Origin of the sequence: Nocardia puris (genome assembly GCF_036051655.1) — a bacterium.
Lineage (GTDB): Bacteria > Actinomycetota > Actinomycetes > Mycobacteriales > Mycobacteriaceae > Nocardia > Nocardia puris.
Genome location: NZ_CP107943.1, coordinates 4,787,545 through 4,801,806 on the forward strand (window position 1 = coordinate 4,787,545; position 14,262 = coordinate 4,801,806).

The 14,262-nt window shown below is 65.9% G+C and carries 9 protein-coding genes; 6 read left to right on the forward strand and 3 right to left on the reverse strand.

What is annotated here, in order from left to right; translation table 11 throughout:
• Positions 1–49 precede the first annotated feature (49 nt).
• Positions 50–1,042: a hypothetical protein gene (locus tag OHB21_RS22035; RefSeq protein ID WP_324192330.1), complete on the reverse strand. Its 993-nt coding sequence runs from the start codon at positions 1,040–1,042 to the stop codon at positions 50–52.
• Here OHB21_RS22035 and OHB21_RS22040 point away from each other — a divergent pair.
• The 5 genes from OHB21_RS22040 to OHB21_RS22060 all read left to right on the forward strand — a co-directional run bounded on the left by OHB21_RS22040 (position 1,022) and on the right by OHB21_RS22060 (position 12,321).
• Entirely contained in the window at positions 1,022–2,335 is a 1,314-nt protein-coding gene (locus OHB21_RS22040) for a metallophosphoesterase family protein (protein ID WP_328435846.1), read from the forward strand. The genes OHB21_RS22035 and OHB21_RS22040 overlap by 21 nt on opposite strands.
• Positions 2,335–5,505 carry an SMC family ATPase gene (locus OHB21_RS22045; protein WP_328435847.1) on the forward strand — a complete coding sequence of 1,057 codons (3,171 nt, stop codon included), beginning with the start codon at positions 2,335–2,337 and terminating at the stop codon, positions 5,503–5,505. The genes OHB21_RS22040 and OHB21_RS22045 overlap by 1 nt, the downstream gene beginning before the upstream one ends.
• Before the next feature lie 332 nt (positions 5,506–5,837).
• Complete coding sequence (locus OHB21_RS22050) at positions 5,838–7,844, forward strand: type I restriction-modification system subunit M (protein ID WP_328435849.1); 2,007 nt, start codon at positions 5,838–5,840, stop codon at positions 7,842–7,844.
• Between the two features lie 50 nt (positions 7,845–7,894).
• Positions 7,895–9,079: a restriction endonuclease subunit S gene (locus OHB21_RS22055; RefSeq protein WP_328435850.1), complete on the forward strand. Its 1,185-nt coding sequence runs from the start codon at positions 7,895–7,897 to the stop codon at positions 9,077–9,079.
• Positions 9,055–12,321, forward strand: coding sequence for a type I restriction endonuclease subunit R (locus tag OHB21_RS22060; protein WP_328435851.1), 3,267 nt, complete (start codon positions 9,055–9,057; stop codon positions 12,319–12,321). The genes OHB21_RS22055 and OHB21_RS22060 overlap by 25 nt, the downstream gene beginning before the upstream one ends.
• 235 nt (positions 12,322–12,556) lie before the next feature.
• Here OHB21_RS22060 and OHB21_RS22065 read toward each other — a convergent pair whose 3' ends face one another.
• Positions 12,557–13,012 (reverse strand): YbaB/EbfC family nucleoid-associated protein, encoded by a 456-nt coding sequence (locus tag OHB21_RS22065; RefSeq protein WP_328435852.1) that lies wholly within the window; start codon positions 13,010–13,012, stop codon positions 12,557–12,559.
• Positions 13,013–13,425: 413 nt separating this feature from the next.
• On the opposite strand from OHB21_RS22065, the gene OHB21_RS22070 reads away from it, so the two are divergent.
• Positions 13,426–13,791: a hypothetical protein gene (locus tag OHB21_RS22070; protein WP_328435854.1), complete on the forward strand. Its 366-nt coding sequence runs from the start codon at positions 13,426–13,428 to the stop codon at positions 13,789–13,791.
• 30 nt (positions 13,792–13,821) lie between these two features.
• Here the strand turns inward: OHB21_RS22070 and OHB21_RS22075 are convergent, their stop codons facing one another.
• Positions 13,822–14,250, reverse strand: a complete 429-nt coding sequence (locus tag OHB21_RS22075) for a hypothetical protein (RefSeq protein WP_067509201.1) — start codon at positions 14,248–14,250, stop codon at positions 13,822–13,824.
• Between the last annotated feature and the right edge of the window lie 12 nt (positions 14,251–14,262).

Sequence of the window (14,262 nt, forward strand, 5' to 3'; positions counted from 1 at the left end):
GGTTTCCTCGAGGTGGGTAGGTGGGTAGAGGGGGTGGGCGTGCGCGGCGTCAGCTGCTCGACCGCGCCTGGTTGAGCTGCTGTAGCTGGGCTCCGAACAGCTGTTGGCCATCGCTGAGCTGTTTGCGGGCGCGCCGCGCGGAGCTCACGCGAGTGGCGTGATCGGCCGGGGCGTGGATGGCCAGTTCCGCGGCGGCGGCATCGATGACGCGTCGTGGATCGGCTGCGGCGCCGCCGGAGGCCGGGTCCGTCGCGTCGGGAATATTTGCCGCGAAGCGCCACAGCAGGCGTTGCGCGGCCGGGGTCGGGCCTGTGTCGGTGGTGCGAGCCTGTCGAACCGCCTCGGCGATGTTGATCGCGCTGCCGAGGAAGCCGACTCGCGGCGACAGCGGGCCGATGATCCGCTGTTCCAGCGACCAGGTGCTGATCGTGACAAGCGCGCGGGCAGGTCCGAGTAGATCGTGGGTCAGCGCCGGGCACAGATAGTACGGACGGGCGCCGGGCGCGGCGCGGTAGGACCGTTCCTCGTCGCGCCGCAGGCTCGACAGTTTCGATGCCGACAGCTCGCCGGGAAAGAACGCCTCGTGCACGCTGACGATCAGCTTCGGCGCCGCCGGTGCCTGCAACAGCATCAACGCCCGGTGCGCGTGCTCGCGCGCGGGCAGCATGGTCGCCTGCGACGCCGCCGCCGTTGGCGCAGGTTCTGCCGCAACGAGTCCGGGGGCGGAGTCCGCTACTTCGACGAGGCTGTCCCAGGCCCGTTCCGCGCGGCGCAGCTGGGCACGCAACTCGGCGGCGCGTTCGGCATCGCCGGCTGAGGAAGCGTCCCGGATCGCCCGACGTAGCTCGGCGATGTTCTTCTCCAGCACGTCCAGCGGCTCGCTCATACCGAGGACGATACCAGAGTTCCAGAATGTTCCAGATTTTCTCCCGGGAATGCGGTATGGTCGGTGTCGCTCGGCCTCCCATTCGATCCGCGACGGCGCATAGTGAGCCGTCCACCCCTTCTCGGAGAATCTCTCGTGACCGGACGCATCTTCCATACTTCCGACTGGCATCTGGGCCGCCACATCGGACGCCGCCGACGCGACGACGAGTTCGCGGCCGTTCTGGCCGAAATCGTCTCGATCGCAGAGAATTTCGCACCCGACCTCATTGTGCACAGCGGAGATCTGTTCGACGGGTCCCGCCCGAGCCTCGACGATCTGCGTCTGGCGTCGGAGACGCTGCGGCGACTCGGGCGGATCGCACCGACCGTGGTCGTGGCCGGCAACCACGACACCCGCCCGGTCCTCACCTTCCTGCAGTACGTACTCGATGCGGCTGGGCATACCCCCGACCATCGGGTGAGGTTCGTGACCGACACCGGCTCCGGCGGTCCCGTGGTCGCCGAGTATCCCGCCGCCGATGGCGAACACACCATCCGCATAGGCGCGCTGGCGTACCTGCACCCCAATCGGTTCACCTACGACCTCGCCGATCCCGGCACTGCCACGACATCATTCGCCCAGCAGATGCGGCATGTGCAGGGCGAGGTCTACCGGCGGCTCGGCGCCGGACGGGGGCCTCGCGACATTCTGGTCTACGCCGCGCACCTGTTCGTGGAAGGTGCGACCCCTTCACACTCCGAGCGCCCGATCTCGCTGAGGTCGGACTACGCGGTGCCAGCGGCGGGGCTGCCGCTGGTCGACTACGGTGCGCTGGGGCATATTCACAAGCCGCAACGCATCGACAGCGTCGGATTCCCTGCCCACTACGCCGGCAGCCCGCTGCAGCTGGACTTCGGCGAGACCAAGGACACCAAGAGCGTCGTGCTGGTCGAGATCGATCCCGGCAAGGACCCTCGGATCGAACTGGTCCCGCTGAGTTCCGGCCGTCGGCTGGTGAAGCTGACCGGCACGTTGGACGAGATCGCCCAGCGCGCAAGGCGTGTCGGAGACGCCTGGGTCAAAGCGATCGTCGATACCGACAGCCCCACCCTCGGGCTGTCGGAAACCCTCGCAGCGATGCTGCCGCACGCCACGATCATCGACATCCAAGAGCGTCGTGCGGGAACAGCCAGCCCGATCCTCGACCGTTCCGCCGCGACCGCTGAAGTGCCCAGCGCCGAAAGCCTGTTGCACGACTATCTGATCGACCGCGAGGTGACCGGCCGACGCCTCGACCACGTCATGGCCGCTCTGGCCCACTTGCAGAGCGAACCCGATCCCATAGATCCCGCACCGTGTTGTGAAGAGAAACTGCTCACCGCCGCCATCGACGGGCACGGCCTCGACGACGTGGACCGGGCCGGACTGCTGCCCGGATTCGCCACCGACGGATCGGCGGTGCGGTGATGCAGCCACTGACTCTGACGGTCAGCGGGTTCCGCAGCTACTCCACGGTGGTCACCGTCGACTTCACCGGCAAAGGCCTGACCGCGATGCTGGGTAACACCGGCGGCGGCAAGAGCAGCCTGTTGGAAGCCATCACCTACGCTTTGTTCCGCGGAACCACGTGGGACGCCCGCAGTTCCGGCCAGCTCATCGCGGACGACTGTGACGCCATGAGTGTGGAGTTCACCTTCCGGCACGACGGGCAGCGCTGGCGGGTGAGGCGCGCGATGCACGCCAGCAACCCCAATGCCGGGCGCCATCACCTCATCAATCTCGACACCGGTGAGGAGGTCGACCGCGCCAAAGCGGTCGACGCTCGGATCGAATCCATCCTGGGGATGGGCTATGAGACCTTTCTGCGCGTCGGACTGCTGCCGCAGGGCCGATTCGATCAACTCCTGACCGCTCCCACCAAGGAGCGCACCGCTCGCCTCCGGGAACTGTTCGGCGCGGATTCGTTGACCGAGGCACGTCGACTCGCCGAGAAGCAGAAGGAACGACTCGACGGCCTGATCGGGCAAGCCTGCTTCAAGCGCAAGGCGATGCCGGAGGATCCGGCGCAGGCCGCGCGTGATGCGGGCATCCGAGCAGCAGAGTCCGAGTCGCGAGCCGCGCATCTGGCCACCGCCCTCGATTCGATCTCGGATCTACGCGAACATGCCTCGATGTCGCAGCTGGCCGAAGGCCGCGCCTCAGACGCCGTGCGGCGCCTCCGCGACCACGCTGCGGTCAACCCCATGGCAGCTCTCGACGACCTGCAACCACTCGCGGATCAGCTCGCCACCGAGGCTGCGGGGCTCAGCGCTCGCTCGGTCGAAGCGAAGACCCAGGAGTCCGATCTGGTGAGCCGGATCGCCGCCTGTGAGAAGGCTGGTGAGGGACTGGCCGCGCTCGGCAAGGCCGCGGTCACTATCGACGGTCTGGCTGCGCGCGTGACGGAGCATCGCGACGCCCGCGCTGCAGCCGGCACACGTGCGGCTCAGCTCACCGTGGAGAGCGACCGGATCGCCACCGCGGAACAAGAACTGGCCGATCGTGTGGAGCAGGCCGCACCGCTCACCGCAGCCGCCGACGCTGCCGAACGTGTAGCCGCATCGGTCCACGACCGTGCGGAGACCCTCCGGGCCGGAATCTCCGGCGCAATCGCTGCCGCGCTGCACGCCGCCGACACCTCCCGCGCGCACCACGATGCGCTCGACCAGCTGGCGGAGTCGCAGCGGATCGCTGCCGAGTTGACAGCCGCGGAGTCCGCCGCGGGGACAGCCCTACGGGCAGCCGAGGCCGCGGTCGCCGCGGTGACGCAGCGCAATCAATCCGCCGCGATCGCCAGCGATCTACGCCCCGGCGACGACTGCCCGGTGTGCCATCGCCAGCTCGCGGAGTCCTTCACCCCGCACGCCGCAGCCACCGCAACCGACCTGCGCCAGGCGAAGGCCGCGCACCGTGAGGCTCAGCGCGACCACAATCGCCTCACCGACGAACGCGCCCGGGCGCAGGCCAAGGTAGACCTCACCCGGGAACAGGCGAACCAGCTGCGACAGAACCTCGAGACGGCACGGACCGATGTTGTCGACGCCACCGACAGTGCCAGCCGGCTGATGGTTGAATTGGCCACCGCCGCAGAGACTTTCGATGCGGTCACCGCCGCGGCAACCCTGCTGTCCGCGACAACCGCGTTGTCCCAGCCGGGAACCGACATCGATCTCGATCAGCTGACTGGCGACATCGCCACCGGCGTCGCCCATTGCGAACGAGCTGCCGACGAGCACGCCCGCGCGCTGCGTCGCCGCGCTGACAGCCACACCGCGATTCTCGACGCCGAGCGCGCGGCGTTGAGCAATCGCAGGGACCGGCACGAGGAGGCGGTGCGCGCCGCTGCCGCAGATTCGAAGCGACTCACGGCGGCTCTCCAACGCACCGCAGCAGACATCGACGCGCTGCCAGGCCGCATCCGTGCCCTGCTCCCCATCGAGATCAGCGATATCGGCCCCGAGCAGACGACCGCAGCGGCGGCGGTGATCGCGGACAAGATGTCGCAGGTGCAGCAGCTCGTCGAGCGACGGGACGACGTCCAGCGGGAGATCAACGGAATCCTGGTCGAGCAAAGGACCATTGATCAGGCAATCCGCGCACAGATCGACAATCCATTGGCCGACCTGTACCGGGGGTTGCGCCTGTGGGAAGACACCGTCACCTCCACGCTCACCGAGCACCACCTCGACCATCGGGTTCCGGACCGACCGGTGAAACCGGACATCACCGGTGTCCGGGCATTCGCTGCCGCGTTGGCGCAACTCACCGACACCGTGAACCGCGAGCTGGCCGAAATCAGCAACAAGCACCAGCACGCCGCCGAGGCCGCCACCGCGAAGATGCGTCAGATCGCCGACACGCTCGGCGATATCGATGGGTTCGACCCGTCAGCTGATCTGTCCGCTCCCAACGCCTTGCATCCGCTGGTCGAAGCCAAAACGACCGCAAGCCGACAAGCCGAGGAACTGCGCATCGCGGAGGCGGCCGCCCAGGCCCAAGTGCGACCCGCCGCCGACCTCGAATTCGCCATCGCCGCCGCAAAAGCCCGTCGTGACGCGGTCGAGGTACTGCGAGTCCACCTCGTCGACGCCAAATTTCTCAGCCATTTCATCGCCCACAACACCCGTGCACTGCTGAGTATCGCCAGCGATCTGCTTGCCGAGCTGACCGGCGACGATTTCGGCTTCGCCGAGAATTTCGACATCGTCAGCCGCAGCAGCGGTGTCGTGCACAGCGCGAACCGACTCTCCGGCGGCGAAAAGTTCCTCGCGTCTCTCGCATTGGCCCTGTCCCTCGCCGAACTCCACTCGCGCAGCGGCCCCCGCCTCGGATCACTGTTCCTCGACGAAGGCTTCGCCACCCTCGACACGACTGTCCTCGACACAGCCCTGGACGTCCTTCGGACCCAGGCCGGAAGCGACCGCCACGTCATGGTCGTCAGCCACCTCCGCGCCGTTGCCGAAGCCGTCGATGACGTCTTGTGGATTCAACGCGAGACCACCGGATCCACCGCACGCTGGCTCACCGCCGCCGAACGAGACGAACTCGTGAACTCAGATCTAACCGATGGTCTACACGCCCTGATGTCGTGGATCTGAAAAGGACTGGTTGCGTCGCCGCCGGATTCCCAGCCAGCCTGATGCTCACCGCACTCGCGCGTCTGAAACCCGACCGACCAGCAGAAACCCTCCTCCCGAAACTGAAAGGACAGCTCCTTCCGGCCGTGGAACCCGGCAGCCAACCCCCTGAACAATCCAGGCCAGCACGCCCGTTCGCGGCCCCGGAAACACCTATCCGAACCGGATCAGTCCACCGCGTCAGCCACGGAAAGATCGAGGTCGGGCAGGTCGTTCTCCCCGACATGTCAGGGTCCGCCGATAGGATGTGCCGAGTCTCTCAGCCTCTTCCCAGACCAGGAGAACTATTCGTCGTGTCAGTCCTGTCCAGCTTCGTATGGAGCGTCGCCGACACTCTGCGGGGCCCCTACGCCGAGGCCGAGTACGGCTCGGTCATCCTCCCCTTCACGGTGCTCCGCCGACTCGAGTGCGTGATGGCCCCGCACCGCGACGTCATGGCCGAGATCGTGGCGCAGTACCCGGGTGAGCAGCAGCGGCGCACGCACCTGAAGCGCAAGACCCGCACTGCGGACAGCGCAGGGTTGTCGTTCTGGACGACAAGCGACTTCACGCTGCAGAAGGCACTGCAGGACCCGAACAACCTGGCCGCGAACCTCATCGACTACATCGGCGGGTTCTCCGCGAACCTCGACGTGTTCAAGTCCTTCGACTTCGAGAACGTGATCCGCACGCTCGACACACGCGAGCGACTCGCCCAGGTCACCCGCCACTTCGAGAAACTCGACCTCTCGCCGGACGCGGTGTCCAACGCCGATATGGGTGACCTGTTCGAGAACCTAATCTACCGGTTCGCGGAGTCCGCCAACGACGGCGCCGGCCAGTTCTACACACCACGCGACGTCGTCCGGCTCCTCGTCGACCTGCTCTACGCGGAAGACACCGAAGCCCTGCGCGGTCGAGGCACCGTACGGTCGATCTACGACCCCACCGTTGGCACAGGCGGCATGCTCACCATCGCCGACGAGCACCTGCGCGGACTCAACCCCGATGCCTCCACCGCCCTGTTCGGCCAAGAGATCAACCCGCGCACGTACGCCATCTGCAAGGCGGACCTCCTCATCACCGGGCAGGACGCGTCGAACGTCCGCCAAGGAGACACCCTCGTCGTCGACCGCTTCCCGGATCGTCGCTTCGACTACGTGCTGTCCAACCCGCCGTTCGGCACGGATTGGAAAGCCGTCGAGTCCGACGTGAAGAACGAACACGCCCGCGGCGGTCAGGGACGCTTCGCGCCAGGCCTGCCGGCTGTCGGCGACGCGGCAATGCTGTTCCTGCTGCATGTGGCGTCGAAGATGCGCGACGTCGATGAGAGCGGCCGGGGCGGCAAGGCCGGCATCGTCCTCAACGGCTCCCCCCTCTTCACCGGCGGAGCCGGCTCCGGCCCCTCCGACATCCGCGGCCACCTGCTGGAAAACGACCTGATCGAGGCCATCGTCGCGCTGCCCAACGACATGTTCTACAACACCGGCATCGCCACCTACCTGTGGATCTTGTCCAACGCCAAACCGGCCGACCGCAAAGGCCGCGTCCAACTGATCGACGCGACCGGACTGGGGTCGAAGCTACGCAAGTCGATCGGCTCCAAGCGCGTCGAGGTCGCAGACAAGGACCGAAAGGCGATCGTGCGCGCCTTCACTGAGACACAGAGCGACGAGGACGAAGTCGCGGTCCCGTGCAAGGTTCTCGGCAACCGGGACTTCGCGTACTGGACCATCACAGTCGAACGCCCGCTTCAGCTCCGCTTCGAGTGCACATCAGAGACCATCGAAGCGGTCACAGAGCACAAGAAGCTCGGCCAGATCGCCGGCCTGACAAAGGCATTGGAGTCGTTCGGCGACCAGCCGTACCTCAACCGCGAAAAGTTCAACCGCGAACTCGGAAAACACCTCGGCGATCACGGCGTAAAACTGACCACCGCGCAGCGCAAGACACTGTGGCAGACCATCGGAATCCACGACGAAACCGCCGACATCTGCCTACACACGTCAGGCGCGCTCAAGGGTGAGCCGGAACCCGACCCCGCACTGCGCGATACCGAAAACGTCCCGTTCGGGTGGGGCGGGCGCCCCAAGACTCACGAGGCTCGCGACGAGACCGTCCAGGATTACTTCGATGCCGAGGTGAAGCCCCACGTCGACAACGCGTGGATCGACTGGGACAAGACCAAGACCGGCTACGAAATCCCGTTCACCCGCCACTTCTACACCTACAAACCGCCCCGACCGCTCGCGGAGATCGACAGGGATCTCGAGCGCGTCGTCGGCGAAATCATGGAACTGCTGCGCGAGGTCGAAGCGTGACTGCGCCAGGCGGTTCAGAAGACGGCTGTAAGCAAGCCGAGGCTGATTGGATGAGGGGACTGAGTGTACCTAGGCACTGGAGCAGGAGTCGAGTGAAGCACCTGGTTCGGTCGATGCGAGCCGGGGACACGATCACCGTCGACCTGATTGAGCAGTCGGGTAACTATCCCGTCTACGGCGCAAACGGTCTCAGGGGTTTTACGTCGAGGCGGACACATGTGGGCACTCATGTGCTGATCGGTCGGCAGGGTGCGCTGTGTGGGAACGTGCATCTGGTCTCCGGTGAGTTTTGGGCGAGCGAGCACGCGATTGTCGCAACGCCAGCGCCAGACGTCGACGAACGCTGGTTGGCCGCCCTTCTGAAGGCCATGAACCTCGGCCAGTACTCTTCGAGCGCAGCCCAGCCCGGCATCGGCGTCGGACAGATCGCGCCGTTGCTTGTATCCGTGCCCCCTCGTAACGAGCAGCGTGTCATCGCCGACTACCTGGACCACGAGACGGCCCAGATTGACGCGCTCGTCTCGAAGCAGAAGGAGTTCATTGATCTGTTGCGTGAGCGGCGCGTCGCAGAGATCACGTCGGGCGTCGAGGAAGGGGAACCGAACTCAAGCTTTCGGCGGCATGTCACCAACATTCGGCAGGGATGGAGCCCGAACGCCGAGCCGTTCCCTGCTGATGGGGTCCGGGAGTGGGGCATCCTCAAAGTTGGTTGTTCAACCGCTGGCGTCTTCCGCCCGGAGGAGAACAAGAAGCTGCCTCCTGATGTTGAGGCACGACCAGAGCTCGTGGTCAAGCGAGGTGAGATCGTCATGTCACGTAGCAACACTCGCGACCTTGTCGGAAGCGCTGCTGTGGTACTCGACGAATTTCCCCGCTTGATGCTGAGTGACTTGAACTACGGTCTCACAACTGCGGCGACTCTCGATCCCGAATTTGCGGTCTACGCCCTCCTGACACGCCGAGCGCGTGCCGAACTGACGTCCCGTGCTAAGGGCACAAGCCCTTCAATGCAGAAGTTGGCACAGCGTGACGTGCTCGACATTCCTCTCTGGGTGCCAGGCATCGATAAACAGCGAGCCATCGTCGAGTGTGTCAAAGCACAGACGGCTCGTATCGACGCGCTAATCGCCAAGGCAGAGGAGCACATCGCCCTGGCCACGGAGCGTCGCTCGGCGCTGATCACGGCGGCGGTGACAGGGCAGATCGACGTATGTGCGGCAAGGAAGGCGAGCTGATGACGATGGCAGCACCGGATGGGACCCGGGAGAAGGTGTTCGAGACCGAGATTGCCGAGCACCTTGCCGCGCACGGTTGGGAGTACAGCGACAGCGACGATGGCTATGACGTTCAGCGGGCGATCTGGCCTGAGGACGTCCACTGGTGGCTGTCGGAGACGCAGCCGGAGGAGTACGCCAAGGTTGTCCGCGTCGGCACCGCTGCTGAGGCCGGGGATCGCGAGGCGTTGTTGGCCTCTCTCGTGTCTCGTTTGGACACGCCGATGGGCTCGGGTGGGGGCACGCTGAACTTGCTGCGCCGGAAGTTCTCCCACACCAGGGGGGCGACCGCGCATCTGCGGATGTGCCAGTTCAAGCCGGCCACGACGATGAACCGGGAGGTCACCGAGCAGTACCGGAAAGTGCGGCTGCGGGTGGTCCGCCAGGTGCACTTCTCCCCGAAGCGTGGGGACACACGGTCGATCGACTTGGTGTTCTTCGTCAATGGCCTGCCGGTGGCCACCTGTGAGCTGAAGTCGTTCTTCAAACAGAAGTGGCACACCGCGATCAGCCAGTACCGCAACGACCGGAACCCGGCAGGGCAGCCGCTACTCGGGTTCGGCACCCGCGCCCTGGTCCACTTCGCCGTCGACGACGACCAGGTCCACATGACCACCAAACTGGCCAGCGAGAAGACCTACTTCCTCCCATTCAACCGCGGCCACGAGGACACCGGCGCGGCAGGGAACCCCCCGAACCCCGACGGCTCGGCGACATCGTACCTGTGGGAGCAGGTCCTGCAGCGCGATAACTGGCTGGCCATCCTCGGGTCGCAGATGTTCCTCAAGACCGAGGCCGACGAAGACCCCGCCACTGGGAAGATCAAGCGGTCGACGGCGCTGATGTTCCCGCGCTACCACCAGTGGCGCGCGGTAACGAAACTCGTCGGCTCGATCATCGAGGAGGGGCCAGGCCGCCGGTACTTGATCGAGCATTCGGCAGGGTCGGGCAAGACGAACACGATCGCCTGGACGGCGCATCGTCTCGCTCGGCTTCATGATCAGGCGAATGAGAAGGTGTTCGACAAGGTTCTGATCGTGTCCGATCGCCGTGTCCTCGACGCACAGTTGCAGCAGGCGGTCGAGCAGGTCGATGACACGGTCGGCACTGTCGCGGTCATCGACTCCGCGGCCGTGCGCCGATCCGGTGGCTCGAAGTCCCGGGCGCTGCTGGACGCGCTGACCGGGTCGGCTCTGATCGTGGTCGTCACGATCCAGACGTTCCCCTATGTCAAGGGTCTGCTGGACACGACGCTGGGTGACCGGAACTTCGCGGTGATCATCGACGAGGCGCACACGTCCCAGTCGGGCAAGACGGCCGCGGATCTGAAGAAAGTCCTCACCGAGGGCGGCGGGCAGGTCACCGATGAGGATCAAGTCGACAGTCAGGACATCGTCAACCAGGTCGTAGAGGCCGACGCCGCTCGTGAACGGCAGATCGCTGCCGAGACTGCGGCGCGCGCCGGCGCTAAGAATGTGTCCTTGTTGGCGTTCACGGCGACGCCCAAGGCCAAGACGAAGATGCTCTTCGGGCGAGAGACCGAGGAGGGGAAGCCGGTCTCGTTCGATGTGTACCCGATGCGGCAGGCGATCGAGGAGGGCTTCATCCTCGATGTGCTGCGCGGCTACCAGACCTACAAGACCGCCTTCGAGATCGAGCAGCGCGGCGAGAGCGGCGTCGCCACCGGCATCACCGCAGGTGGAGGAGTCGATGATGATGGGGATCGTCTCGTCGATCCGAAGGTCGCCTCGCGCAAGATCATGCGGTTCGCGAACCTGCACCCGACGAATGTGGGCCAGAAGGTCGAGATCATCGTCGAGCACTTCCGCGCCAACGTCGCCCACCTGCTCGACGGGCACGCGAAGGCCATGGTCGTGACCGACTCGCGGCAGGCTGCCGTTCGCTACAAGATCGAGACGGACAAGTACCTTGCCCAGAAGGGGTACGGGTACCAGTCCATTGTGGCGTTCAGCGACAAGATCAGCGACGACGAGTACGGGCTCACCGACGTGACGGAGGCCTCGATGAACCCGGGCCTAGGCTCGGATCTGGCCAGGGAGTTCCGTCGGCCGGAGTACCGGCTCATGCTGGTCGCCGACAAGTTCCAGACCGGCTTCGATCAGCCGCTGCTGTGCGCGATGTATGTGGACAAGCGGCTGCCCGACGTGCACGCGGTGCAAACGCTGTCCCGGCTCAACCGCACCTACCGAGCACGTTCGGGTGAGGTGAAGGACCGCACGTTCGTACTGGATTTCGTCAACGACCCCGAAGACGTCCGCCAGGCGTTCCTGACCTACTACCTCGAGGCGCACGTCGAGACGGCGACAGACCCGAACCTCGTGCACCGGGTCGCGACCAAGCTCGCCCAGGCAAGGATCTACACCCCTGCGGACGTGGAGCGCTACGCGCAGGCGTGGTGGGCGCCGACCCAGTCCCATTCCGCTCTCGCTGCCGCGGTCACTCCGGCGCGTGATGAGTTCGTAAACCGGTGGACGGATGCGAAGTCGCAGCAGGACAGCCAAGCGCTCGACGAGCTACGGACCTTCCGGAAGGACTGCGGCTCCTACGTGCGCCTGTATGACTTCATGTCCCAGGTCGTCGACTACGGCACCAGCGATTTGGAGAAGCTCGCGGAGTTCCTGCGTCAGCTGACACGTCTGCTGCCCTCGGAGGAGGCAGGAGGCGACGTCGACGTATCCGGGCTGGAGCTGCGACGGGTTCGCCAGATCGACCAGGGGAAGGCCAACATCTCGCTGTCCGGTGACCAGGACACACCTGGCCTGCGCGGCATCACCGGGGTCGGCTCCGGCGTTTCCCGGCAAGACCCTCAGCAGGAGCTGCTCTCGGAGGTGGTCGCCCGGATCAACGCCTTGTTCGGTGCCGAGTTCGCCGACCCGCAGATCAAGGGGTTCGTCATCGCCGCCGCCGGCCTGGCCGAGGAAGACCGCCGCATCGCCGACCAGATCGACCACAACGCTATCGACCAGTTCCTGGCATCCCCCGATCTGCGAGATACACTCACCGACGCAGCGGTACTGAACGAAGGAGCCTTCGGCAAACTCACCGGCGCACTCACCGGCGAAAACGATCGCGCCGACGAGTTCATCCGCCTCATCGGCGCGTACCTGTACCAGTCACGCAGACTCCGCACAATCGACGACGCACAGACCGAGGACGTCGGCTCGGCACCTGAGATGCCATGAAGCACGGCATCACCGAACTCCTGCCGCGCCAGTTCTAGCCGATGCCTGATCGAGATCGACGGTGGCCGTACGCTGATCACCTGAGCAGCGTACTGGGCATGGAGGAACCGGTATCGGTCCGCTGGGCCGCGACCGCGTGGTGGTGGATGGCCGGAGTGCGGTATAGCGGCGCTCGCCCTCGGTCATCGGGCGCGGCGACGCTGTGTTCGATTGCGAGCGCGCGGTTTTCAGTTGCTCAGTGGCCGCGCAGGCGCGGGTCAGCGGATCGGAGGGCGCGGTTCACCTTCGCCGTTGCCTCGCTGCGTGCGTCCCGGTAGGTGTCGGTGATCGCCGTGCTGAGTTGGGTGTTCGAGGTCGGCATCGCCGCCGGCGAGATCCGCAGGTCGGTGATGTCGCCGCGCGCGTCGACCTCGACGGTGACGCCGTGCTTGTCGGCCCGCCCACGGATCGCAGCCACTGCCTGCGCGGAGGAGGACACGGACGGAGTCGACACTCGGATTCTGGGCGGCGGCGTGCAGGATGTGACGCCGTCGTTGTCGCAGTTGTAGGGGCGCGGCCCGCCCGCCAGCCGCAGCGGCACATACGACACCAGCGGCGCCTCGACGCTCGCCGCCCCGGCCTGCGGCCACTCCAGCACCGCCTGGTCCTGCCGCACCGGCAGCAGCGGCCCGAGCCCGGCGCGTGGGAGCACCGAGCCGTATGTGGGCTGCGGAGCGCTGTGGGCGACGCTGCGCCCACGGCGCGAAACAGTGCAGGTAGGCATTGGCGCGGAGTGGAAACGTGGTTGAGGCTCGGTAGGGTGATCGTCTGACAGGCTGGCGCGCGGAAGGAGTCATGTTGGGGATTCGGCGGCTGGTGGTCGTTGGGTTGTGCGCCGTCACGATGGCGGGGTGTTCGGCGGAGACAACATCGGATACGGGCACGGCGACGACGAGCGCGCCTGGCTCCACAGTGGCTCAGGTCTACTCCTGCGCGGCAGCCGCAGCCTCCGGGTCTACGTTCTCGCTGGGGCCGACGTCTGAGCGTCCGTTCACGTTGTTCGTTCCTCGGTTAGAGGGGTGGGAGGAGGCGACTACGGCCAGTGGCGCCGGTTCGGGATTGACAGTGTCCCGCAGCGACGTCGTGGCAGGGCGGTTCGGTAATCCGCATGGGACGGTGGCGGTCACGCTACTGGCGGCAGAGCGAAGCGTGGAGGGCGCGTGGGCGCGGCTGGAGCTGCTGGCGCGCGCGGATAACGGGTGGGAGCAGGATGGCTATGAGCGGGTCAATGTGTGTGGGCACAGTGGGATTCGTGCAGCTTCGGCGTCGACCTCTCCCGCCGGGGTGCGTGACGACCACCTGGGTGTTGCGATAGAGGTTGGCGAGGCGGTGTATCCGGTGATGGTTACCGGGCGGGTGAACGCTGCGGCGACCGACGCGATCCGCGCTGATGTGACCGCGATTCTCGACGGAGTGCAGCTGGCGGTCTGAGGTGCGCTGGCAAGGAGCCTGGGGTTTGGGTCAAGCCCAGAGTCGGGGCGTTCCAACCGCAGCGTTGGCGGCGTTGAGGCGGATGTCGAGTCGTTCGGGGGTGAGAGTGTAGGGCACGAGGACGTCGATTACGACGCCGTCGCGGTGTTCCAGGATCGCCTTGATCGCGTCGCCGGTAATGGGCGCTGTAGCGGTGACATCGAAGACGGCGGCGCGAGCACGCAGTTGCTGGCGGTCGGCTGGGAGCTGGACGTCGGTGAGGAACTGTTGCTCGGTTCGGGCAGGCCCACCGGGTGGAAGACTGCGGATCGTGGTGTTGCCGTTGAGGTCGATGACCAGCATGAACGGATCGAAAGTATCGGCGGATTCAAAAGTTCGGGCGGCGGCGTTGACAGCGTCGCGCAAGAGTGTGTCAAGGTCGTGTTGCGCTTGTTGAGAGGCTGTGCTCCGCCAGTCCATGCGAGTCCCCAC

What these genes read in the sequence shown, in the direction of transcription:
- OHB21_RS22060 (WP_328435851.1), top strand. Translation starts at nt 9,055, where the DNA reads ATGTGCGGCAAGGAAGGCGAGCTGATGACGATGGCAGCACCGGATGGG.
- OHB21_RS22055 (WP_328435850.1), top strand. Translation starts at nt 7,895, where the DNA reads ATGAGGGGACTGAGTGTACCTAGGCACTGGAGCAGGAGTCGAGTGAAG.
- OHB21_RS22045 (WP_328435847.1), top strand. Translation starts at nt 2,335, where the DNA reads ATGCAGCCACTGACTCTGACGGTCAGCGGGTTCCGCAGCTACTCCACG.
- OHB21_RS22035 (WP_324192330.1), bottom strand. Translation starts at nt 1,042, where the DNA reads ATGGAAGATGCGTCCGGTCACGAGAGATTCTCCGAGAAGGGGTGGACG.
- OHB21_RS22075 (WP_067509201.1), bottom strand. Translation starts at nt 14,250, where the DNA reads ATGGACTGGCGGAGCACAGCCTCTCAACAAGCGCAACACGACCTTGAC.